9 protein-coding genes are annotated in these 25,098 nt (G+C 73.0%); 3 read left to right on the top strand and 6 right to left on the bottom strand.

Annotation, left to right across the window (positions count from 1 at the left end; all coding sequences use genetic code 11):
• Positions 1 to 1,914 precede the first annotated feature (1,914 nt).
• Genes FHG89_RS16185 through FHG89_RS16160 form a run of 6 tightly spaced genes read right to left on the bottom strand, consistent with a single transcriptional unit; the run spans position 1,915 to position 17,107 of the window.
• On the bottom strand, positions 1,915 to 2,730 hold the full coding sequence (locus FHG89_RS16185) for a hypothetical protein (RefSeq protein ID WP_139585217.1): 816 nt from the start codon (positions 2,728 to 2,730) through the stop codon (positions 1,915 to 1,917).
• Positions 2,727 to 5,480 carry a non-ribosomal peptide synthetase gene (locus FHG89_RS16180; RefSeq protein WP_139585216.1) on the bottom strand — a complete coding sequence of 918 codons (2,754 nt, stop codon included), beginning with the start codon at positions 5,478 to 5,480 and terminating at the stop codon, positions 2,727 to 2,729. Before FHG89_RS16180 ends, FHG89_RS16185 begins: the two co-directional genes overlap by 4 nt.
• Entirely contained in the window at positions 5,477 to 5,902 is a 426-nt protein-coding gene (locus FHG89_RS16175) for a phosphopantetheine-binding protein (protein WP_167517441.1), read from the bottom strand. The genes FHG89_RS16180 and FHG89_RS16175 overlap by 4 nt, the downstream gene beginning before the upstream one ends.
• Entirely contained in the window at positions 5,903 to 8,263 is a 2,361-nt protein-coding gene (locus FHG89_RS16170; protein WP_139585215.1) for a lantibiotic dehydratase, read from the bottom strand.
• Positions 8,260 to 13,656 carry a type I polyketide synthase gene (locus FHG89_RS16165; RefSeq protein WP_139585214.1) on the bottom strand — a complete coding sequence of 1,799 codons (5,397 nt, stop codon included), beginning with the start codon at positions 13,654 to 13,656 and terminating at the stop codon, positions 8,260 to 8,262. The genes FHG89_RS16170 and FHG89_RS16165 overlap by 4 nt, the downstream gene beginning before the upstream one ends.
• The gene (locus tag FHG89_RS16160; protein WP_167517440.1) at positions 13,646 to 17,107 is read right to left on the bottom strand and encodes a condensation domain-containing protein; all 3,462 of its coding nucleotides are present in this window, start codon (positions 17,105 to 17,107) and stop codon (positions 13,646 to 13,648) included. Before FHG89_RS16160 ends, FHG89_RS16165 begins: the two co-directional genes overlap by 11 nt.
• Before the next feature lie 373 nt (positions 17,108 to 17,480).
• Here FHG89_RS16160 and FHG89_RS16155 point away from each other — a divergent pair, with 373 nt between their 5' ends.
• The 3 genes from FHG89_RS16155 to FHG89_RS16145 form a co-directional block, all read left to right on the top strand.
• Entirely contained in the window at positions 17,481 to 18,512 is a 1,032-nt protein-coding gene (locus FHG89_RS16155; protein ID WP_139585212.1) for a MupA/Atu3671 family FMN-dependent luciferase-like monooxygenase, read from the top strand.
• A 261-nt stretch (positions 18,513 to 18,773) separates the two neighbouring features.
• Positions 18,774 to 20,030 (top strand): MFS transporter, encoded by a 1,257-nt coding sequence (locus tag FHG89_RS16150; protein ID WP_280116072.1) that lies wholly within the window; start codon positions 18,774 to 18,776, stop codon positions 20,028 to 20,030.
• Positions 20,027 to 25,098: type I polyketide synthase (locus tag FHG89_RS16145; protein ID WP_139585210.1), on the top strand; the 5,072-nt coding region annotated here is incomplete at its 3' end. The genes FHG89_RS16150 and FHG89_RS16145, both read left to right, overlap by 4 nt.

Here is a 25,098-nt window from a genome sequence, read left to right as displayed (position 1 = left end):
CGAGGTCCGGAGGCTTCGAACGTATGCTGACTTGCCCGATTAGCCGGCGTGCGGCGGCCTCCCGGCGAGCGCAATAGACAATAGGCAGCCATCGTTGCTGTCGCGCGCATTTCTGGTCCTCTTCGCGCCGAAGAGAAAGCTGGCGTCAGTGTGGCTTCGCGTTCGAAGGTGGCGCGCATCCGGAGCTGACCCGGCCAATCCATTGTTCGGTTATCGTGACGAGCAACATGTCGGCGGCGGGACCCAAGGAGCGCAACGGGGGTCGTTCCTTTCGTCGTCCCGCGGGTCGCCTCGGGCGACGTTTCGCTGCGGTGCGGCCACGGTGGATCGAACGGCCTCTTTCCTCAGGGGCCGGACGTCGTCCGCCCATCACTGCCGCGATGCGACCAGTCGGTATTTGATCACCGGCTGATGGTGTTCTTCGAAGGAGGCGGGTGGCGGTGAGTTCGGTGTGCGTGACGTCGCGGGCGGACCTGCTCCGGGACGTCGTCAACGCGTCTGGAAAGTTCACGATGGGTCAGGTGTGGCCACGGTTGATGACCTTACGGATGGCGGGCAGGTGTTTGATCCGGCGCGTTTGCGGGGCGGACGAGAGAGCGGTCGGGGAACCGTTCTCCGGTCGCGGCCCGCCACGCCGTGGTCGCGCAAAGCAGTGGTCGGCGTAACGACCGGATGGTCGACATAGCTGCGGGTACGCCGCCGATCGACGCTGGGTATACGCGTCGGTGGCCCCGCCGGGTGATCGGTGAAACGGGGCACATGGCCAGCGGCGGTTCCAGGTAATGTCTACTCAGCCCGCTGATCGCCGACACCTTCGTCGTTGCGGCCGGCGGTTCGGCGCTGAGGTCCTCCCCCCGGGCGGCGGCGTCGGCCAGGCACGGGTCGTGGCCGTGCCGGGGGTCCGATCACTGTGGACGATGAGGCGTGACCTTCGCGCACCTCAGGTGGTTTGCTGTCGCTGCCGTGCCGGCGCGACGGCCGACCGGGAGCGCGTCCGGCGACCCGTGGGTCCGCTCGGCGTCCAGACCCGCCAGCTGTGCGCCGCGCGCCGCATTGCCGGCACGTGCCGACGTCGCCGGCCGCGCCGGCAGGTGCGGGTGACAGGCGTGAACCGCACGGCGACCTGGTGTGCGTGGTCCACCTCGATCCGTGCCGCGCGCCTGGGTGTCACGCACGACGCGGGCACCTCGACGGCGACCGAATGCCCACCGAATCACGGCGATGCCGTCATGAAAGATGGTGACGGACCGGCCGTGTCTTCCGGCGAAGGTCTTCAGCCGATGAACGCCGGATAAGCCCGCTGCCGCGTCGCCGCCAGTCTCTGTTGCGGCATCGCGATCCATCGTGCGGGTCGGCGTCCCGGCCGCCGTCGCATCGACGTACCAGGCGGCCATCTCGCTACCGTCTCCGGTCATCGAGTCGTACGCGATCCCGCGCGAGAGCGACCACGTTCGTCGCCATGCCCGAAACACGCACCGGTACGACGCCGTGACCGAACTTGACTAGCCCTAATGAGGCACGTGGTGAGCGTGGTCGTACGGACTGTGAACGACGGATCAGGGGTGGGCCGCTCGCGCCCGGCAATCATGTTCGAACAGGAACTTCCACGAGAGCATTTCACGTCCTGCACTGTCGCGAGGGCTCTCCCAATCAGGCGCGGACGGCCCCCTCGGGATTGCCGATCCGTGCAGCGAAGTCGATCTGTTCCTACGATGGCCGGCGTCTACGCAATGCTCGAAGGCGCAGACTCCCGCCATCGGCCGACGGACGGCAGTTTGCGACAGAACGGGTTCGTCATGTGGCGCTCCGTGGATGAATGGATGGGCCGGACCGGACGCGGTGGCGGTTGGCCCGCTCGCGTACCTCGCGGCGGTGTCGCCGGTGTGTCCAGGTCAGCCGGTCCGGGCGGGCCGCTCAGCGCAGCGCCTCCGCGACGATGCGCGCGACGCCGGGATCGGCCAGCAGCGTCGCGCGCGGCACCGGGAGGCGATGGTCCGCGACACCGAACCCGGCGGGCAGGTCGTGACGTTCGGACACGATGACCGTCTCCGAGCCGCCCCGCGCGGCGCCCGCGCGTCCGGCGGTGACCAGGTAGCCGAGGAACGCGGAGAACCGCTCCGAGAACTCACGGCCCACCTCGTCGTCGGCGTCCAGCATCTTGCACACCGAGAGGACGACGTCGTCGTACACGGCCTGGAGGCCGCGCATCGCCTCGGCGAGCGCCGTGGCGGGCCGCCTGCCGATGTCCGGCCCGAGGGTGCCGGTGAAGTCCTCGGCGGCAGCGAGGGCGTCCCGGACCTGGTCGTCCGACAGCAGGCCCGCGTAACCCTCCACGGACGTGGCGAAGAGGTCCTGGATCAGTGCGCCGTCGACGTCGTTGGGGTCGAGCAGCACGACCGGAGGCTCGGGCAGACCGCGCGTACGCAGCAGGCCGGCGGCCTGGCGGGCCAACGCGCCGCCGGCGCAGTAGCCGAGCACCCCGCCCACCTCCAGCCCGGCGTTCGCGACGTCGTCGAGCCAGCGGCTCAGGCAGCGGTCGGGATCCGTGCCGGCGACCAGGTCACCGGTCTGCACGGCGAACACCGTCTCCCACACCACAGGCTCCGGTGCGAGGTTGGCGACCAGGTCGCTGAAACCGGCCTCGCGACGGCCGGGACCGAAGTCCACGGCGAGGAGCACGCGATCGCTGGGTCCCGGGGCGAGAACCCGCCACGTGGTGTTCATCGTCATCTCGATTCGTTCGTCTGGGCAGCCGGCACGCGGGGCCCGGCGGGCACCACGTAGGCCAGCAGCTGGCGGTTACCGGACCCGTCGTCCCGGGTCACGACCACGGCGTCCTTCACGCGGGGGTGCCGGCGCAGCAGGCTTGCGATCTCGTCCACCTCGATCCGGTGACCCCGGATCTTGACCTGCGAATCGGCCCGCCCGAGGAACTCGAAGTCGCCGTCGGGGCGTAGCCGCACCAGGTCGCCGGTCCGGTAGAGGCGTTCGGCGCCGGTCTCCGGCGGTCCGTCGACGAAGCGCTGGTCCGTCAGCCCCGGGCGGCCCCGGTAGCCCAGCGCCACGCCGCTCCCGCCCAGGTGCAGCTCACCCACCACACCCGCCGGCAGCACAGCACCGTCGGCGTTGAGCACCCAGGCCGAGGTGTTCTGGATCGGGCGGCCGATCGGCACGACCTCGTCCTCGGGTCCGGGGCGTACCGGGGCGATCAGCGACCACACAGTCGTCTCCGTCGGGCCGTACATGTTCCACACCTCGTCGGCGACCGCGCAGAGCCGGTTGGCCAGCGGGCGGGTGAGCGCCTCACCGCCGCAGAGCGCCAGGCGCAGGCGCAGGCCCGCCGGGGCCAGCGCCAGGATGGCGTCCCAGGTCACCGGCGTGGCCTGGGCCACGGTCACCCGTTCCTCGGTGAGCAGGTCCAGCAGGCGTTGGGGGTCGCGCGCGTCGTCCGTCGACGCGAGCGCGATCCGTGCGCCGACCGTCAGGGGTAGGAACAGCTCCAATACCGAGATGTCGAAGGATGGGCTGGTCAGGGCGAGCATCACGTCGTCCTGGGTCAGGCCCGGCCGGCGCGCCATCGAGGTCAGGAAGTTCACCACCGCGCGATGCGGCACGTTGACGCCCTTGGGCTGCCCGGTGGAACCGGAGGTGTAGATGACGTACGCGGAGTCCTCACCGCCGCCTCCCGCTGGGACGCTCAGCGCCGGAGCGTCGGCGGCGTCGCCGTCGACCTCGTCCAGCACGACGACCGACGCGCCGAGGGCGGAGAAGGCGTCCGGGGCGGTGGCCGGTCCGGTGACGATCACCTGGGCCTTCGCGTCGCGCAGGATGAACTCGATCCGGCGACGGGGGTACGTCGGGTCCACCGGCAGGTACGAGGCGCCGAGCTGCCAACTCGCCAGCATCGCGAGCAGGGCCTCCACGGACCGGTCGAGATGGACGGCGACCACGTCACCGCGGGTCACCCCCTGCCGCGCCAACCGGTCGGCGAGCCGGCCGACGTGCCGCCCCAGCTCGGCGTAGGTGAACCGGCGACTCCCGCTGCGGATCGCCGGCGCGTCGGGCCGCCTGTCGATCGAGGCGAGCACCAGCTCCAGGACGCTGCGGACGTCGGGCAGGGGAGTGCGGGGCGGTGCGCAGAGGCGCAGCAGGTCCCGGCGCTGCTCCTCGTTCATGAGGCTGAGCCGCTCCACCAGGGTGTCCGGCGCGGCCATCCCGTCGCGGAGCAGGTTGACCATGTGGTCCAGCAGAAGGGCGGCGGTGCTCTCGTCGTAGAGGTCCGCGCTGACCTCCAGGCTGAGCTGCGTACGCTGGTCGGCCCCGGCGACCACGACCATCTCCAGATCGGTCTGGATGGTCCCGGAGGCCAACGGCAGCCGTCGACAGACCAACTCGGGTACGTCCTCGAACGCCTCCGACGACCGCGAGGCGTTGTTGAACAGCACCTGGTAGACCGGGTTGTACGCCAGGCTCCGCTCGCCGCCGAGCTCGGCCACCACCGCGGTGAACGGCGGACGACGGTGCATCATGGCGGTAAGTGTCTCGTCGCGTACCCGGGTGACCAGGTCGGCGAAGCTCGTGCTGGCGGGCAGCTGCACCCGCAGTGTCACCACGTCCATGAACAGACCGATCAGGCCGCGCAGTTCGGCGCGGTCGCGCCCGGACACCGAGGTGCCGATCAGGATGTCCCGCTCCCCGCAGTGCCGGCTCAGGGTAGCCACCCACGCGGCCGACAGGACCATCGCCGGCGACACCCGCTGCCGGCGGGCGAACTCCCGCAGCGCGGTGACGTCGTCGTCGGTGAGCGACGCCTGTGCCCCATGCGACGACAGGGTCGGCCGGCTCGGGCGTGGGGCCGCGCCGGGCATCGTGAAGATGGCAGGGGCGTCGTGCAGGCGCTCCCGCCAGTAGGCGAGATCCTCGGCCCAGGTGCCGTCCGCCGCGGCGGTGCGCTGCTGCTCGACGTGCCGCTGGTAGGTGGTGGGCAGGTCCGCGGGCCGCCACGGGCCGCCGTCGCGCAGGGCGGCGTAGGCGTCGGAGAGCTCGTCGAGGAGCACTCCCATGCTGGCGCCGTCCGCGACGATGTGGTGCAGCACGACCAGCAGGACGTGATGGTCCTCGGCGATCCGGAACACGGTCATCCGCAGCAGCGGCAGTTCGGAGAGGTCGAACTTCGCCGCGATCTCCGCCTCGGCCCGGCCCGACCACTCGTCGAAGGACGCCACCGGCACCACGCGCAGCACGGGTGGCGCGGCGTCGTGCACCGTCACGAAGGGACGGCCGTCGTGATCGTGGAAGGTGGTACGCAGCGCCGCGTGCCGCTGCACCACCGCATCGGCGGCGCGGCCGAGCACCGCCGGGTCGAGCGGCCCCCGGATCTCGTAGGCGAGGGTGAGGTGGTGCATCAGCGTGTCCGGCAGCAGCTGCTCCAGCAGCCAGATCCGCTCCTGCCCGAACGACGGCTCGGAGGTCGACGTCACGAGTCCCGCCTTCCCGCGCCGGCCGGTCCCGCAGCCGCCGCCTCCCTCACCCGCGCGGCGAGCGCCGCCACGGTCGGCTGCTCGAACAGGTAGCTGGCCGGCACCCGGACCCCGTACGTCCGGCGCACGTGCGCGATCACCCGCATCACCTGGAGCGAGTTGCCGCCGATCCGGAAGAAGTCGTTGTGCACGCCCACCTGGTCCCGGTTGAGCAGTTGCCCCCAGAGGCGGGTCAGATCCCGCTCCAGGTCGTCGCGGGGTGAGCCGTCGGCCCGGGCCTCGACCGTGACCGCCGGCAGGGCGTTGAGGTCCACCTTGTGGTTGGGCGTCTGCGGCAGGGCGTCCAGCGTGACGACCGCCGACGGCACCATGTAGTCGGGCAGCAGTTGACGGAGGTAGTCGATCAGTTCTTCTTCCAGCACCTACATACCCCTTTCGGTGCGAGGATCGGTGGGTTCCGGGGCGGCCCCGGCGGCCGGGTCGACCGCCACGACCCGCACCTCCGCCGTGTAGCCGGCGCCGTCGGCGTCGGTCAGCCAGGTCTGGTCGAGGTCCGGCAGCATCTCCGAGACGGTGAAGGTGGTCTGCCGTGCCTCCGCGGTCCGCCGTACCGCCTTGGCGAACAGGTTCACCAGCACCAGGCTGGTGAAGTCGACGAAGACCGGCTTGTCCTCGACCGGCACCTTGTAGAACGCCCGCTCCGGCAGGCCGAGTTCGGCGCGCCAGGCGCGGGCCGCCAGGAACCGGTCCGGCTCCTTCTTGATGGACGCCCAGCGCAGGTCGGTGGCGTCCAGCGTCCACGACTCGCGCGCGAGCACGAGCCGGTCGATCGCGATCCGGGGCCGGTGCGCGGCCGGCGGCAGCGGCTTGAACCCGTTCACGATGGCGGCGGAGAGCAGTTCGCCAACCACCTCGAGCAGGTCGAAGCTCCGGGCGCCGTCGCGGGTCCGGACCTCGAGCCGGCCGTCGGTGGCGCGCCACACCACGAGGCGCGCCGCCGGCAGCGGCTCCGCCGGGGTGCCGCCGGCGTCCGGGTGCAGCGACCAGTACGTGTACCGGGGTGACAGCAACGCCGACGGCGGGTAGGTGCGGGAGTTCACCGCCTGCCAGTGCTTGGGCGAGGAGAGGTACACCCGCCGGTCGCGGTGGTCCGCCTCGTCCGCCCGGAACAGCCAGGACGGGTCCTCGTGCTGCTCGACGAAGAGGCGACTCTCGACGGTGTTCGACGCCAGGTGCAGCTCGCCGAGGACGAGCAGGAACTCGCCGCGGGCCATCGCCTCGGGCCCGTCGGCGGCGATCATCAGGTCCGGGGCGTGGTGGACGGCGGCCGCCCAGGCCGGCTCCGGCGCGGCGAAGAGTTCGGCGACCCGCTCCGCGATGTCCTCGGCCCGCACCTGGTGCGAGCGCGTCTGCGCGGAGGGCCGCAGGATCTCCTGCCACCGCCGCTGAAGTTCACCAACGGCCCGGGCCACCGGTGGCGGCAGCTCACGCAGGGAGAAGAACAGCTGCGGGGTGGCTGCCGCCACCACCGCCGCCAGCGACGGCGGGGCGTCACCGGAGCGCGCCCGTGCCAGCTCGTACGCCTCATCGAAGACCGCCCGGTACTCGCGGGTCGCCTCGGCGACGAACCACCGGGCGCTCTGCAACAGCAGCGCCAGCGGCGGGGCCAGGGCGTCCAGGACCGCGGCGCCGAAGTGGACGTCCACGTCGCGCACGGTGTCCTCGTAGAGGATGGTGCGTCCGGCGTAGGTCTGCCCCGGCCGCCGGGCCGCCTGCACCCCGGCGACCTCTTCGAACACCCCGGCGGCCTGCTCCAGCGCGACCACGAGCTTCGCCTCGTCACCGGCCGCGGCGGCGACCGCGTCCCGGGCGTGCAGGAGACGGCCCACGCGGGTCAGGACCTCCTCGCGGACCACCGGGTCGCCCACCCGATCGAGTCGTCCGATCAGCTCCCGCTCGGGGTGGGCGGAGACCGCGACCTCCAGGCCGAGGTGCAGGAGCCCTCGCTCCCGCAGGGCCACGAGCTGGTCGAGGACGTCCTGCTCGGTGCCGAGCTCGGGGTGGCCCGACCAGAGGATCTCCTCGGCCACCTCCCGGGCGGTCCTGGTGCCGTCGCTGAGGCCGACGAGTTCGGCCTCCGCCTCGGTCAGCAGCACCGGCGGCCGGCTGCTGCGGTGCAGGGTCCGGCCGACGAGGTCGAACGAGTTGACCCGGCGGGGCGGCAGCCACGGCAGCAGCTTCGGGTCCTGCTCCAACGCCCGGGCCACCGCGTCCACCGCCCACACCTCGAGGTACGTCGTACGCCGGGCGAGCAGGTCGCGGCCGGGCCTGACGCGCGTCGCGGTGTCGTCGGTGGACCAGTGCGCCCAGCCCACCGGGCCGAAGAAGCCGATTGTGTCGTTCTTGACGCAGTAGCGCTGCCAGTAGCTGGCGATCGCGGACTCGTGGTTGCGGCCCCGGACGTTGCGCGGCTCCCCGGCCGCGGCCTTGTCGACACAGTCGGCGATGAGTGCCCGGTTCTGCCAGGCGACTGCCTCGCGGAACGCCGGGTCGCGGGCGATCTGCCGGATCTGCTCCGACAGGCGGGCCGTCGCGCGTTCGTAGGCGGCCTGGTAGTCGTCCCGGGTGCCCTCACCCGTCGCGGACCGGTCGGCCGCCGCCGCCAGCTCGACGTCGCTGAGGCGGCCGACCTCGGCTGCGGGGAAGCCGGCGCTGCGGAGCACCGCCTGTCTCCAGATCGACCAGTCGCTGCCGCCGAGGCGGAGCAGGTGCTCGGCGGTCATCGTCCCGCCCCCAACCGCCGCAGCTCCTCGGTGAAGCTGCCGAGAGTGGAGTAGTCGAAGATGGCACCGATGCTCAGGTCCACGCCGAAGCGGTCCCGGACCTGGGACATCAGCTCCACGGCGATCAGCGAGTCACCGCCCAGCGCGAAGAAGTCCTGGTCGTCGCTGAGGTCGGCGACGCCGGTCGCGGCCGTCCACAGCTCACGGACCTGGTCGGCGAGCTCGACCGTCCCCGGTGCCGGCGTCGGGTCGGCGGTGGGCATCGGTGGGGGCACCGGGACAGCCGGCGCCGCCATGGTCGACGGTTCGTGCCGACCGTTCGCCGACACGGGCGGCCGGGGCACCGACACTGGCCGTGGCGCTGGCGCCACCTGCCGTACCTGCGTCGTGCCCGCGTCCGACGACGACGGCTCGGGACGACCGCCGCGGAACCGGAGCACCGCCACCTGCCGAGGGGTACGCGCCGTCAACAGGGCCATCAGCAGGTCGACACCGACCTCGGGCGGGATGCCCACGCTCTCGGCGGTCTCGTCCGTTCCCCGCGGTGACACCAGGGCGGCCGGGTCGACGGCTCGGCGCATCGTGAAGCCCCGCACCTCGACCAGCACGGTGCCGTCCTCGTCGAGGACGTCGAGGTCCGCCACGATGCTGTTGGCCGGGGCGTCCGGCCGGCGGCGGATGTGACTGAGGATGCGACCCGGCAACCGGCCGTGCACCACCGCCGAGCGGTACATGAAGGGGACATGGATGTCGTCCCTGTCCAGGTCACGAACCGAGGTGGTGGCGGCGTCCATGAGCGTCGGGTGTACCGCGTGCCGGCGGGCCTCGTCCTGGTAGTCCTCGGGCAGCGCCAGGATGAGCAGCTGGTTGTCACCGGCCGGGTCGGCCTGGACCTGGTGGTAGGTGCGCCAGCGTGGGCCCAGCGTGAACGCCTGCCGGTCGCTGCCGAACGGGGGAAGTGGGCGGTGCTCGGTCAGGGTGGCGCGCAGCGCGGGCAGGTCCACCCGGCGCGGTGCCGTGGCATCGGGGTCCGGACGCCACGCGGCGATCCGCCCCCGTACGTGCGTCTGCACGTCGGTGGGGGAGGAGGTGGTCGGCGGTGCCGAGGAGACCGAAAAGGCCCAGCTCTCACCCTCGGGGTTGAAGGCCACCTCCACGCGGCGCGGCGAGGTCAGCTCCAGCATCCGCTGGAACACGACGTCGGTCAGCCGGACCGGCTCCTCGGCCCCGTCCAGGATCTCGGCGCGGAACGCTTCGACGACCAGGTCGAGGTGTCGGGTGCCCGGCACCACCGGCACGGTGCCCAGCCGATGCTCGTCGGTCACCGGGTCGTTCTCCGCGCTCAGCACCGTCTGCCACCGGCGGGCCGGAGCGCGACCCGCGGAGCGGAGCATCCCGCCCGCGGCCATGCCCACGCCGTGCCAGGCCGGCCAGTCGATGCTCAGCAGGCGGTCGGCGGCCAGGGGCGTGTCCCGGACGAAGGTGTCCAGGTAGGCGTTGGCCGCGGCGTAGTCGGCGCCGCCCACCTGGCCCTCCAGCGCGGCGCGGCTGGAGAAGCAGACGAGGAAGTCCAGCCGTTGGCGGCCGGCGAAGACGGTCTCGATGCTCAGCGCACCGGCCATCTTGGGCGCGAAGGTCGCCTCGCTGTCCGCCGCGCCGGTGAACTGGATGGTGCCGGAGCCGATCCGGCCGGCCAGGTGCAGGACGCCGTTGACCGGGCCCCACCGCTGGGTCACCTCGTCGACCAGGCGGCCCAGTGCCGCCGTGTCCGTGATGTCGCAGCCGTGGGCCCGCACCGTCGCACCGAGCGCGCCGAGTTCGTCGACCACGTCGTCCGGGACCGACCCGGTCCGTCCCACCAGGACGAGGATCGGCTGCTGGCCGGTCCTCGCGAGGCCGCGGGCCACCTCGATGCCGAGTCCTCCACCGCCGCCGGTGATCAGGTACACCCCGTTGCGGCGGATGGTCGGCGCCGCCCCGGCGACCACCTCCAGCCGCCGTTCGGCGGGCACCCACCGCAGGTCGCCGCGCAGCGCGACGACCGGCGAGCCGTCCTGGTCCGCCAGCTCCCCGGCGAGGTCGTCGTCGGTCACCCGCCCACCCAGGTCGATCAGGCGTACGGTCAGCCGTCGGTCCTCGTCGGCGATCGTCCGGACCAGCGGTGGCAACAGGGCGTGCTCCGGGCGTACCCCCTCGGCGCCGCTGATGTCGACGGCCTGGCGGGTCAGCACGACGATCCGGGTGCCCTCCGCCACCCCGGGCGTGCGGGACACCAGCCGCGCCACCTCGTGCAGATCCCGGAAGGGACGTTGCAGCGCGGCCGGGTCGGCGCGGTCGGCCACCTCGTCCGACAGACCCCACGCGTGCACAAGCATGAGCGGCCGCCGGCCGGCCGCCGCGACGTCCCGCAGCAGGTCCGCCAGCTCACTCCGGCGTCGTACGGGGAGGTGGAAGGAGCGTTCGGCGGAGCCGGACCCCCGATCTGCCGGAACCGGCACCACCCTGATCCCGGCCCGTTGCAGGGCGACGGTCAGATCGCGGGCCCGGTCCTCCTCGGCCAGCAGCAGCGCGTGCGGTGCCGCGTCGTGGCCACGGTCGGCCCGGCGGGGCGCCTGCACCCAGCAGGGCACCGAGAACGGGGACTGGTCCACTGGGGTGTCGGCGGTCAACTGCTCCTCCGTCGGGTCGACTGTCGGTGGTGCCGCTTCGGCGCGCTCCGTCGGTGGCGCCTCGGGCGTGGGGGAGATCGGCGCGGCGGCGGGTGGGTCCGCCCAGAACCGCTCCCGCTGGTACGGGTAGGCCGGCAGCGGCGTACGGATGACCTGCCGTCCCTGACCGACCGCGTGCCAGTCCACGTCGTGTCCGTCGGTCCAGACGGCGGCGAGGGAGCGCAGGACGGCGATCTGGTCCTCGCCGGGGTTCGGACGCCGGGCCGGCAGCGACGCCACGGCGGTGTGGCCGCCCTCGGCCAGGGCGCGGTGCGACCGGCTCAACGATGTGAGGGTCTGGCCCGGCCCCACCTCGATCAGCAGCTGCGGCCCCTGGCCGAGCAGATGTTCCAGCGCGGGCCCGAAGAGCACCGGTTCGACGAGCTGGTCGGCCCAGAACGTCGGGTCCGTCGCCTGCCGCGCGGTCATCGTCGCGCCGGTGGCGGCCGAGACGATGGGGATCCGCGGCGGGCGCAGCGTGACGTCGCCGAAGGCGGCGCGGAACTCGTCGGCCGCCGCGCGCATGGCCTCGGTGTGGAAGGCGTGCGCGGTGCGGATCGGGCGACTGCGCAGGCCGCGTTCCCGCAGCGGGGCGGCCAGCTCGGCCAGCGCGTCGTGCGGACCGGCCAGCACGGTCTGCCGTGGCCCGTTCACCGCCGCGATCCCGATCCGGGCCGACAGTAGGTCGGCCAGCTCGTCGGCGGTGGCGGCGACGGCGAGCATCCCGCCGGCCGGCATCCGCTCCATGGCCCGGGCACGGGCCGCGACAAGCGTGACGGCGTCGGAGAGGCTGACCACCTCGGCGACGGCGGCCGCGGTGAGCTCGCCGACGCTGTGGCCCAGGAGGCGGTGCGGTACGACTCCCCACGAGCGCCACAGCCGCGCCAGCGCGTACTCCACAGCGAACAGCAGCGGCTGCGCGACGGCAGTGCTCGCCAGGCGGGTGTCGTCGCCCGTACGCCAGGTCTGTGCGACGTCCGCGCCGGCGGCCGAGAAGAGGTGCAGCGTCTCGTCGAGCGCCTCGGCGAAGTGTGGCTCCTGCTGGTACAGGTCCTGCACCATGCCGGCGTGCTGCGCGCCCTGGCCGGGGAAGAGGAAGGCCAGCTCCCGCCGGTCTCCGGTTCCCCGGATGATCGCGTTCGCGGCGTCCGGGCTGAGCCCGGTGACCGCCTCGGCGGCGCTCTCGGCGACCAGGGCGGCCCGGTGCGGGTAGGCGCGGCGGCCGTGCTGGAGGGTCGAGACGGTCGCCGTGAAGGTCTGCTCGCCCTGGTCGGCCAGATGGGTCCTGATCCGCTCCTGGTAGGTGTCCCGGGCGGCGGTCGTCGCCGCCGACCAGACCAGCAGGCGGGGTCGGGTGACGGCCGGCTCGGCCACCCGCAGGGGCGCTTCCTGAAGCACCGCGTGGGCGTTGGTGCCGCCGATGCCGAGGGAGCTGACCGCGGCCAGCCGGGGCTGGTCGGGTCGGCGCGGCCAGGGGGTGGGTTCGCTCGGCAGGTGGAAGGGCGAGCCGTCCAGCTCCAGCTTGGGGTTGACGGCGCTCACGTTGATGGTGGGCGCGATCCGCTCCCGCTCCAGACTGAGCACGGCACGGATGAAGGAGGTGACACCGGCCGCGTGGCCCAGGTGACCGACGTTGGCCTTGACGGAGCTGAGGGCCACTGTGCCGTCGCCGGGGTGCCCCAGCCGGCGGTACGCGGCCAGCAGGGCGGCCACCTCGATCGGGTCGCCCAGCATCGTCCCGGTGGCGTGCGCCTCGATGAGCCCCACGTGACGTACGTCCGCCTCGGCCATCATCATGGCCTCCAGCACCACGTTGGTCTGGCCGGTGACCCCGGGGGCGGTGAAGCCGACCTTCCGGGCGCCGTCGTTGTTGACAGCGGTGGCCCGGACGACGGCCCGGACCGCGTCACCGTCGTCGAGCGCCCGGGCGAGCTTCTTGAGCACCACGACACCCACGCCGCTGCCGAAGATCGTGCCGCTGGCCGCCGCGTCGAAGGGCCGGCAGTGCCCGTCCCGGCTGAACGGTCCGTCCATCGCCCACCGGTGCCCGTGGGTCAGCGGCAGCTCGACCTCGACGCCGCCGGCCAGGGCGAGCTCGCACTCCCCGTTCCGGATGGCGGACACCGCCTGGTGGATGGCGACAAGTGAGCTGGAGCAGGCCGTCTGCACACTCATGGCCGGCCCGGTGAAGTCCAACTTGTACGACACCATGGTGGCCAGCGAGCCGAGATTGTTCCAGGTGCCGACCGCGAGGCCGGTGATGCCGGTGGCCGCCGCCGGGTCCGGGCGCAGATACAGGTCGACGTACCGGTTGGTGCCCGCGGCGCCGAAGACGCCCACGTCGGTCACCGAGTCCGGGTCGTAGCCCGCGTTCTCCACCGCGGCGTGCGCCGTCTCCAGGAACAGCCGCAACTGCGGGTCGCTGGTGCGCGCCTCCCGCGCGGACATCCCGAACAGCGCCGCGTCGAACATGTCCAGGTGCGCGGCTTCGGCGACGGCCCGCACGTACGTGGGGTCGTCGAGGGTGGAGCGGGGAACTCCGGCGGCCAGCAGCTCGTCCTCGGACAGGAATCGGACCGACTCCCGACCGGCGCTGAGGTTGTGCCAGAGCTGCTCGACGTCGTCGGCGCCCGGGAACCGCCCCGCCATGCCGATCACCGCGATGGGCTCGAGTTCATCGTCCATGGCCGGACTGTCCCTTCCGCTCCTGGTTCAACTGGGTCCGGACGGCCCGGCGTCGGTCGCTGGCGCCGTGTGGCCCGGTCTCGCGCCGCAGGGGCGCCGCCGGCCCGGCAGTCGCGGACGCTCCGGCGAGCAGCGCGGTGATCTGGCGAACGGTCGGATGGGCGAAGAACGCCGTCGCCGGAGGTGGGTCGGGCATGGCGTCGGCCAGCAGCGCGTGTACCTGCAGCAGTCGCATCGAGGTGAGCCCGGCTTCGAAGAAGTGCTCGTCGAGACCGATCCGCCGGCCGATGACCCCGGCGATGAGGTCGACCAGCCAGCGCTGCGTGTCGGTGGCAGGGGCGTCGCGCCGCGCCCCCTCGTCGGTGTCCGTGGGTGCGAGGTCGGTGGGGTGGAACACCACCTTGTGGTTGGCGCTTGTGGCGAGGCGGTTGCGGACGTCGATCCGGGCCGGCACGGCGTACCCCGGCAGCTGCGACAGCAGGTGTGACCGCAGCGCCCGCGGGTCGACAGTGGTGTCGGGCCGGGGAACGACCTGGAGGGCCAGGACGGGGCCGGCGGCGGTGGTGACGGTCCCGGCGACGGCCTGCGCCACCGGGCCGGCGCGGCGCGCGGCGGCCTCCACCTCGGCCAGGTCCAGGCGGTGACCGTCGACGTCGATCTGACGGTCGCGCCGGCCGACGAACTGGACCCCGCCGTCCGGGTCGACACGACCGATGTCACCGGTCCGGAAGGTCGGCCGACCGTCGGGGCCGGTGCCGAAGCGCTCCGCCGCCCCACTGTCGTCCAGGTAACCCTCGGCGAGAAGAGGACCGGTCACCACGATCTCGCCCGGCTCTCCCGCACCCGCGTCCCGGTCGTCGTCGGTCAGGACGAGCAGTTCGTTGCCCGCGACGCCCCGCCCGTGCGGCAGCACTTCGTCGTCGGCCCACCCGGACAGCGCCTCGTCCGCGGACACGCCGTGCCCGAGGACCTGGTGGCAGGCGGCCAGCTGCGGGGTCTCGGTGGTGCCGTAGCCGTTGACCACGGCGGCGGGGGTCAGCTGCCGCAGGCGACGGACCAGTCCGGCGGTGAGTGGGGCACCGCCGCTGAGCACGATCCGCAGCGCGTCCAATCGGATCCCGGGTGTCGAGTGATGCGCGGCGACGAGCAGCTCCAGCAGACCGGGGGTGGCGTGCAGCACGCTGACCCGCTGGTCGGCGAGGAAGCGCAGCAGCGCGGCCGGGTCGGCGAGCACCGCCTCGGGGGGTACGGCGACGCTCGCCCCGACGTGCAGCGCGACGAGCAGATCGCGGAGCACCGGATCGTGACCGATTCCGCCGACGAGCGCGAACCGGTCGGCGGCGCTCGGCCGGACCGTCGCCACGTACCAGGCGAGCGCCGCGCTCAGCGGCTGCGGACCGACCACCACTGCGGCCGGGCCTCCGCCGCTGCCCGACGTGAACAGGACGTGACTGGCGCCGGGCAGCGTCCGGGGTCGCGCGACGCCGTCGCGCAGCGTCGGCGTCGCGAGCGCTTCCGAGGGTACGTCGATCACGGCCGCCGGCTGGAGCTGTCGTTGCTGCTGCGCCAGGCGCGCCTCGGGCAGCGCCGCGTCGACCAGAGCGATCACCGCTCCCGCGCGCCAGCCGGCGAGCAGCGCCGTCACCAGAGCGGCGCTTCGTCGGCCACGGATCTCCACCACCTGCCCCGGCGTCACGCCGGCGGCGGTGAGCCGGGCACGAAGGTCCTCGACGGCGGCGTCGAGCGCGCCGTAGGTCAGGGGGCCCTCGACCGTCTGCAGCGCGGTGTCGCCAGCCCCACCGCGCAGGGCTCGCGCGGGCGACCAGGCGTCGACCCCGGGGGCGACCGCCGGTGGGTCCGCCAGGGGCGAACGCTCCCGTCGCGCGGCGGTGACCAGGGAGACCGCCCGTGGCGACACGTGGGCGTCGGTCAGCACTTGGTCGAGTACGAGCAGGCACTGGTCGAGAAGTTCCCGGGCCAGAGCGGGCCGGACCCGGTCCGCGGCGTGGATCAGCTCGATGCGGAACCCGTCGACGCCGTCGCGGTGCAGGTACAGGTTGAGGTCGAACAGCGCGCCGTCGCCCGCCACCGGCTGCGCCCGCACCTCCAGCTCCGGGAACCGGGGCAGCGCGGCGCTCTGCGTGAGGTCGTTGAACCAGACCTGGAACAACGGGTTGCCGAGCGGCCGCGCGGGCAGATCCAGCTCGGCGAGCAGGGCGTCGAAGGTCGGTGTGGCATGGGTGATGGCGCCGACGTGGCGGTCCCGGACATGGTGCAGCACATCGAGCAGGTCGGTGCGACGACCGATGTCCAGCAGCACCGGGACGGTCTCGATCAGGAAGCCGACCAGCTCATGCTCGCCCGCCGAGCGGCGGCGGCTGGCCGGCATGCCGACCACCACCTGTCCGGTCCCGCTCCAGCGGGTCAGGACGACGGCCAGGCAACCCAGCAGGAGCACCGCCGGGGTGAATCCGTGGGTACGCAGGAACCGGTCCACCCGGCTCGTACGCTCGGCGCCCAGCGCCGCCTCCTGGTGCGCGCCACGCAGCGAAGGGGCCATCGACTGTGCCACCGGCAGCTTCGGGCTCTCCCGCACCTCGGCCAGCAGGTCCTGCCAGTACCGCAGGTCGGCCTGCCAGGCGGTACCGCCCACCAGTCGGGTCTCGGCCTCGGCGTACTCGGCGAAGCTGGGGGCCGGATCGAAGTCGGGGGCCGCACCCGCCGAGCGGGCGGCGTACGCGGTGGCCAGATCGGCCACGACGATGTCCACGGTGGCCTGGTCGGAGATGATGTGGTGCATCGAGAGCACCAGGCACGAGTCGCTGGCGTCGGCCTCGCGCAGCAGCCCCGCGCGCAGCATGGGCGCCTGGTCCATCGGGATCGTGACAGCCGACACCCGCTGGACGAACTCCTCGATCGTCGCGTCGGTCAGCGGCCCGTCGGCGTCCTCGACCGTCAACTCCGGCCGGGCGTCCTCGTCGTACCGCAGATCGGGCTCGTCGGTCACCCACGCGCGCAGCGCGTCGTGGCGCCGCACCACGTCGCACAGTGCGGCGCGCAGCGCGGCGATCCGCACGCTGCCGCCCAGGCGAAGCGCCGTCACCACGTTGTAGGCGGCGGACTCGGGGTGCAGCCGGCTGAGCACCCACAGCCGGCGCTGGCTGGGGGCCAGCGGCGAGCGGTCGAGGGTGCGCCGCCGCTGCCCGGTGGCCGGCTCCGGCACGGGGGACGCCGTCGGCACGGACTGCGCCCGTGCGCGAATGTCGGTGAGGGAGGCGTTGTCGCGCATCAACAGCGCCAGCGGAACCTCCAGGCCCAGCCGTTCCCGTGCCGCCGCCACGAACCGGAGGGCGGCGAGGGACTGCCCACCCAGGGTGAGGAAGCCCTCGGCCTCGTCCTCCTCGCTCTCCGGTGGCCCGGCCGCCTCCCACCAGAGGTCGTCGAGTGACACGCCGCCAGGCGATCCATGCGGGCGGTCCGCCATCGGTAGTGCTCCGTCCGTTGAAAGCGAGTGCGAGGACGCGCGGTGTCGTCGCCGGGGTGAGGCCCGGCCGGCATTCGGCCGGTCCCTCAAATGGTGCTGACTCCCGGAATGGGTGGCTTCTCGCCAATTGCCGCAGAGGCAAATTCCACGCGCCCGCGCCGTCGGGCGGCCCTGGACCTGGCCCTGGTGCGGGCAGCAACCACGAGCAAGCGTCCCCGCATTTCCCGCGCCATCATGGACCGACGCCAACCGGTTCCGGCATCTTTCTATCTGCGTATGGAAAAGTCGACCGGCGCGCACTCACGCAGATGACTGCTTTGGGCCGGGAGTCACCACGAGCATGAAATTCAGCATCTTTTATTTCGCCGATGGAACCGAGGCACGCGACGAGGGTCTCTACCGTCTGCTCATCGACGGCGCGCGTTTCGCCGACGAGCACGGGTTCGAGGCGGTCTGGACGCCGGAGCGACACTTCCACGCCTTCGGAGGGCCCTACGCGAACCCGTCGGTGACCGGCGCCGCCATCGCCGCGGTGACCACCCGAGTGCAGATCCGTGCCGGCAGTGTGGTGGCGCCACTGCACCATCCGCTGCGGATAGCGGAGGAGTGGTCGATGGTCGACAACCTGTCAGGTGGGCGGGTCGGGGTCGCCTTCGCCCCCGGATGGAACCCGGTCGACTTCGCCTTCAGCCCGCAGGCGTACGACAGCCGGGCGCGGGTGGTGGCGGAGACCGTCGAGCAGGTGCGGTCGTTCTGGGCTGGCGAGCCCGCCGTGGTGGTGGACGGCAAGGGGCAGAACCGTCAGGTGCTGCTGCATCCGCGGCCGGTGCAGAAGGAACTGCCGATCTGGCTCACGTCCGGTGGCAGTCGACAGACCTTCGAGTCCGCCGGACGGCTCGGTACGGGTCTCCTGACCCACCTGTTCGACCAGGACATCGACGAGCTGGCGGAGAAGATCGCGGTCTACCGACGGGCGGCGGAGGCGTCGTCCGCCGAGCCGAACGTGGTCGTCATGCTGCACACCCTGCTGGGCGCCTCGCGTGCGGAGGTGCGCTCGCTGGTGCGGGCCCCGATGAAGGAGTACCTGCGCAGCTCGTTGGACCTCATGTCGCGCACGTCGGTCGTGGACGACGACCTCGATCCCGCCCTGCTCGAAGAGCTGATGGACGAGGTGCTCGAGCGGGCCTTCGAACGCTACTTCGCGCACGGCGCCCTGTTCGGGACGGTGCGGGACGGGCGGCAGCGCATCGAGGAGCTGCGTGCGGCAGGTGTGGACGAGGTGGCGTGCCTCATCGACTTCGGTCTGCCCGACTCGACGGTCCTGCAAGGCCTGCGCCATCTGCGGGACCTGAAGCAGTCATGCGACGACTGATGAGGGTGGAGTCTGACCGACGTCGATGGTGTGGACCTTGACGCGCACCTCGCAAAACGTTACGTTCGGTTCTGCGGGGGGAGCTGGTTGTTAATGGGTGCCATCTATTCTTATTGTCATGGTGACGTGGCGGAAATTGCTCCGCCCGGGCCGATCGCACATCGCGGGGTCCGCGTTCATTCCCTCATTCTGACAGAATACGAAAATCGCGTGGTCGTAGCGGCGGTGGGCTCGCCACGACGGGCATGAGGGCGGGATAGGTTGCGCCTGCCAACCACGGGGGTTCGCACGGCGCGCCCCCTTCGCCTCGTCATAGCCGCACAGGCCTCGTCCACCTACGGCAGTTTTCTCAACATGGTGGCGCTGGGGCTGTTCACTCTGGACCTCACCGGATCCACGGTGCAGACCGGGCTGTTCATGGCCGTGCGCCTGGCTGCCGGGGTCGTCATGGCGCCGATCGCCGGGGTTCTCGTCGGCCGGTACACCCGGACCGGCCTGATGGTCACCGCGGACCTGTTGTCGGCCGCCGTGCTCGTGCTGCTGGTCGTGGTCCCGGTGGGAGCGAAGCTGGCGGTCCTCTACGGGCTCGCCGTCGTGCTCGGCGCCGGCCAGGCCCAGTGGGGTGTCGCGCTGCGCAGCGGGCTGCCCGACCTGGTCGGGCCCGAAGGGCTGGCCCGGGCCAACGCGCACCTCGTCACGGGCCGTTCGACGGCCATGCTGCTCGGCTTCGGGACCTCGGGCCTGCTGGTCACCCTGCTCGGCTACCACGCCGCGTTCCTCATCGACGCGGCCTCCTTCGTCCTGTCCGCGCTGCTGCTGACCGGGGTGGGGAGCTGGCGTCCGACGGTCGCGCCAGCGCGCGGGCGACCGGCGGGCCACCCGCACGCCCCGCGCCTCTCGCGGGCGCTGTCCGGGCTCGCCCCGGTGGTACTGGCGATGATCGCGGTCCGGGCCGCCGACGCCTTCGGTTCCGCGTCGCACAACGTGGGGCTACCGGTGTGCGCGAGTCTGACCCACCCCGACGCGCCCGCGTCGTTCGCCGCCCTGTTCACCACGGCATGGGCGGTCGGCAGCCTCGTCGTCGGCCGCTGGTTCGCCCGCGCGTCCGGGCACCGCGACGCCGGTCGGGCCTCCCCGACGGCGTTCGGGGTCGCCACCTGCGCGATGTCGATGCTGTTCATCCTCGCCTTCACCGGCCCCCCGTTGTGGCTGCTGGCCGTCGTGGTGCTCATGGCCGGGATGGCGGACGGCTACGCCGAGATCACCTACACCACCCGCCTGCAGCGGGTCGATCCGTCCCGCCGAGCGCAGCTGTTCGGCCTGGCCGGCGCCGCGCAGAACGCCGGGTTCGGCCTCGGAATGGTCGTCGGCGCCTTCGCCCTCGACCAACTTCCCCCGCTACCGGTGGTCGCCGCCGCGCACGGGCTGGCGCTCGTCGCCGCCGTCGTGTTCGTCATCGCCCACGCCCGCCCCCGGCCGCACCGACCCGCTGTACAGAAAGTCGAGGTTGCCCCGTGAACTCAGCATCGCCCGTACGACCTCCCGCGATCAGCTACGGCCCGGACGTGCCGGACGATGCCGCCCACCCCCGCACCCTGGGGGAGGCGCTCATCCGGGCGGCCCGGGACTTCCCCGGCAGCGGTATCCGGGTGGTGGACGCGGACGGACGCGAGGAGTTCCTCGACTACCCGAGCCTGCTGGCCAGGGCAGAGGCGTCGTTGGTCGGTCTGCGGGCACACGGGGCGCAAGCTGGCTCGTCCGTCATCCTGCGGATCACGTCCGGCGCCGAGTACTGGCCCGTCTTCGCCGGCTGCGTGCTGGGGGGCATGATCCCGCTGACCGTCGGTGCCCTGGGCGGTTACGACCCGGACGCCCCGGGTGTGGGCGCCCTCCTGCACGCCTGGCGTCGGCTCGGGGAGCCGCTCGTCGTGGCCGGCACGGACGACCGCGAGGTGCTCGCCCGCCTGGCGGTGCGGGACCGGGTGGTGGCGGCGTCCGAGCTGATTGCCGGGGGTGATCGCCGGCAGGGGCCGCCCCTCGACGAGGTGGGCCTGGTCGAACCGGTCGACGACCCGGAGGCGGTGGCGCTGCTGCAGCTCTCCTCCGGCAGCACCGGCACCCCCAAGATCATGCCCCTGACCCACCGGGCGCTCGCCGAGAACGCCATCGGCGCCCGGGAGATGCTCGACATCGGCCCGAGCGACGTCCTGCTCAACTGGCTGCCGTTGGACCACTCCGCGGGCCTGCTGCTCTACCACGTCGCCGGGGTCTTTGTCGGGGCCACCACCGTGCACGTCGCCGCCGAGGTGGTGCTCGCCGACCCGCCTCGCTGGCTGGAGCTGATGCGGCGGCACCGGGTGACGCACAGCTGGGCGCCGAACTTCGGGCTGCGGCTGGCGGCCGACGCGGTCGCGCGTACGCCGGACCGGCGGTGGGACCTTCGCGACGTGCGATGCCTGGTCAGCGGCGGGGAGCAGTGCCTGCCGGAGACGATCGAGGCGTTCCTGGCCGTCAGCGGGATTCCGGCGGCGGCGGTGCGTCCCGCCTGGGGCATGTCGGAGACCACCACGGGCATCACCTACGCCTGCTACGGAGTGCCCGGCGTGCGGCACCGCATCCGTACCGCCAGTCTGGACGGTGACCTGGAGTGGGCCACCGAGGACGATGCCCCGGAGACCGTCACCGAGTACCTGTCCGTCGGACGCCCCGCCCCGGGGGCGACCGTGCGGATCGTCGACCACGACGGGACGGTGCTCCCCGAGCGTCGCGTCGGCCGCCTCCAGATCACCTCGGCCCGGGTCACGCGCGGGTACCTGGACGATCCGGAGGCGACCCGGCTCGCGTTCCCGGGCGGAGACGACTGGCTGGACACGGGGGACCTCGCGTTCATGCGCGACGGGGAGATCGCGATCACCGGACGCGCCAAGGACCTGATCATCCTCAACGGACAGAACCTTCCCTGCCACGAGGTCGAACGGGTGGTGGGCGAGGTGCACGGCGTACGTGCCGGACTGGCCGCCGCGGTCGGCGTGTCGAACGAGCGGACCGGCACCGAATCGCTGGTGATCTTCTACGTCCCCGACGACGGGGACGCGTCGGTCGGGCGGGTGGCCCGGGCCGTCACCGCCGTGGTGGCCCGGCGCTGGCAGGTCACGCCGACCGAGGTCGTCGCGGTGCCGGCGGACGAGTTCCCGCGTACGTCGGGCGGGAAGATCCAGCGTGCGGCGCTGCGCCGCCGCTACCTGGCCGGGGAGTTCCCCACGCCGGGCCACGACGACGGCGCGGCTCCCACCGTCGCCACCCCGGCCGGTGAACTGCCCGCCGCGCCCGGCCACGCCGAGGTACGGGCCCTGGTGGCCGGCATCCTCGCCGACCTGACCGGCGCTCCGGTCGACCCGGGAGTGCCGTTCTACGAGCTCGGCGTCGGATCGGTCGAGATGGTTCGGCTCCGGTCCCGCCTGGAGCAGGCACTGGGCCGCCGGATCTCCGCGCCCACGCTCTTCGCCCACCCCACGGTCCACGCGCTCAGCGCCCATCTCGCGGCGGCTCCCGCGGCACGGTCACAGGCGCCGATCGAGGTGAAGACGAGGGACCGGCGCGTCGCGGTGATCGGCATGGCCGCGCGGTTCCCCGGTGCGGACACCGTCGAACGGTACTGGGCCAACCTGCTCGCCGGGGTGGAGAGCATCCGCTTCTTCACCCCTGACGAGCTGGTGGCGGCCGGAGTTCCGCCGGAGACGGCTGCCGCTCCCGACTTCGTCGCCGCGAGCGGCACCCTGGACGACATCACCGGCTTCGACGCGGGATTCTTCGGCATCTCCGCGCGGGAGGCCCAGATGCTGGACCCGCAGCACCGCCTGTTCCTCGAGACGTGCCACCACGCGTTGGAGGACGCGGGGCACCCGGGCGACGGCCCCGGTCTTCGCACCGCGGTCTACGCGGGCAGCGGGATGAACCTGTACCCGCACCACAACTACCTGCGGCACCAGCTCGGGGAGTTGACCGGGTCGGCCGATCCGGTGGCCTCGATCGGCGCGGCGCTCGGCAACCAGCCCGACTTCCTGGCCACCCGGGTCGCCTACCGCCTCGGCCTGACCGGGCCGGCGATCAACGTGCAGACCGCCTGCTCGACCTCCCTGGTGGCGGTGCACCTAGCGGTGCGGTCCCTGCTCGACGGTGAGGCGGATCTGGCCGTCGCCGGGGCCGTCGCGCTGCACGTGCCACAGGTGACCGGCTACCGGGCCACTCCCGGGTCCATCCTGTCGGCCCGCGGGCGCTGCCGGCCGTTCGACGCCGACGCCGACGGAACGGTCGGGGGCAACGGTGTCGCCGCGGTGGTCCTCAAACCGCTCGACCGCGCCCTCGCCGACGGGGACCGCATCCACGCGGTGCTCCTCGGCTCGGCGGTCAACAACGACGGCGCCGGCAAGGTCGGCTTCACCGCACCCGGCGTGTCCGGCCAGGTCGACGTCGCCCGACGGGCGCTTGACGTCGCGGCGGTGCCGGCCGAGTCGATCGGCTATGTCGAGGCGCACGGCACCGGCACCGCCCTCGGCGACCCGGTGGAACACCACGCCCTCGCCGAGGTGTACGGCGGCGCCCGACCGATCCTCGGCTCGGTCAAGGCCAACATCGGTCACCTGGACAGCTGCGCCGGCATGGCCGGTCTGATCAAGGCGGTCATGACCGTCCGCGACGGCCGGATCCCCCCGCAGATCAACTTCACCCGGCCGAACCCGGCGATCGAGCTGTCCGACGGCCCGTTCACGATCACCACCGACCGCACCGAATGGCCGCAGGCCTCCCACCCGCGCCGGGCGGCGGTGAGCGCGCTCGGGGTGGGCGGCACGAACGCCCACCTGCTCATCGAGCAGCCGCCGGCGCCCCGCCCGGTCGGGGAGTCCCCGGCGCACCCGGCGCCGGGACTGCTGCCCCTCTCCGCCGCCGACCCCGGGGCGCTGCGGGACCTCGCCGCCCGATACCGCGACCGGCTGCGTTCCCAGCCGGAGCTGCCGATGGCGGACGTGGTTTCGACCGCCGCCCGGGCCCGCCGTCATCTGCGACACCGTCTGGTCGCCCGCGCCAACTCCACGGCCGCGCTGGCCGACGCCCTGGACGGGTACGTGGGCGGCGGCACCGACAGCAGGGTGCTGCTCGGGCAGGCCGACGCGGACACGCCCGGCTCGGTCGCGCTGGCCTTCCCGGGCCAGGGGGATCTCCGTGGGGTCGTCCTCGACCTCGCCGAGCGCTTCACGGTGGTCCGACAGGTACTCGACGAGGGGGCCGAGGCGTACCGCCGGGCGGTCGGCGGCGACCTGGTCGCCCGACTGCGCGAGCGACCGGGGGTCCGCACCCATCCGACCGACGTGGCGCAGCCGGCCCTGGTCGTCACCGGCGTGGCGCTTACCGAACTGTGGCGGTCCTGGGGGTTGGACCCCGGTTGCCTCGTGGGGCACAGCGTGGGGGAGTACGCCGCACTCGTCGCCGCGGGCGCCCTGTCGCTGGCCGACGCGGTCACGCTCACCGCCCATCGTGGTCGGCTCATGCAGCACGACATGCCGCCCGGCGCGATGCTCGCGGTGCTTGCGGACGCGGACGTCGTACAGGAGCTGGTCGCCGGAAGCGAGGTGGAGGTCGCCGCCCGCAACGGCCCGAAGCAGTACGTGGTCTCCGGGCCACCCGAGGCGGTGCGGGCGCTGGCCGTCCGCGCCGAACGGCTCGCTGCGGTGACCCGCCCGCTGTCGGTGGACCGGGCGTTCCACTCGGCTGCCGTGGAGCCGGTGCTCGACCGGTTCCGGCGCGTGGTCGAGGGGGTCACGGTACGGCCGACCCGGGTGCCGGTGGTCAGCACCGTGGACGGGCAGGTGCGGCGGGCGGGCTGGCTGCCCGACGCCGACCACCTGTGTCGCCAGGCCCGCCAGCCGGTCCTCTACGACGCCGCGGTGCGGACCCTGCGCGAGCAGGGCGTCACGACGGTCGTGGAGGCGGGACCGGACGGTGTGCTGAGCGGGATCGCCCGGGGCGCCGGGTCGGAGCTGCGGTGGGTGCCATCGCAGCGCAGGGAGCTGGCGCCGGTCGACGGGGTCTGGCAGGCCGTCGCGGAGCTGCACGTCGTGGGCGTCGGGGTGGACTGGGCGGCGCTCACCGCCGACTGCGGCGGTCGACGGACCTCGTTGCCGGCCTACCCCTTCCAGCGGCGGCGGTTCTGGGTCGAGCCGCGAGCACATGTGGAGCCGACGCCGCCGGTGGTCGCCGCCGCGCCGGCGGAGGCCGTCGGGTCAGCGCCGCCGGTCGCGCCGGACCGGGAGAGGCAGCCCGCCCCGGCGGTGGATGCGGCGCTCGCGCGGGTGCTGGCCCTGACCGCCGAGCGGCTCGGCGTGGACGCGACCGAGATCGATCCGGACCAGACGTTCCTCCAGGCCGGCGCGGATTCGCTGCTCCTGATGACCATGTCCCGGGAGATCAACGACACCTTCGGCGTGCGGATGCCGGTACGCGACCTGTTCGGCGCGGTCGGCACCCCCCGCCGTCTCGCCGAGGCGGTGGTCGGCGGTGCCTCGCCGGTGACGGCCCCCCCGGCCCCGGC

The sequence above is a fragment of the Micromonospora orduensis genome (genome assembly GCF_006228125.1).
GTDB lineage: Bacteria > Actinomycetota > Actinomycetes > Mycobacteriales > Micromonosporaceae > Micromonospora > Micromonospora orduensis.
This window is presented reverse-complemented; position numbering and strand designations above follow the sequence as displayed.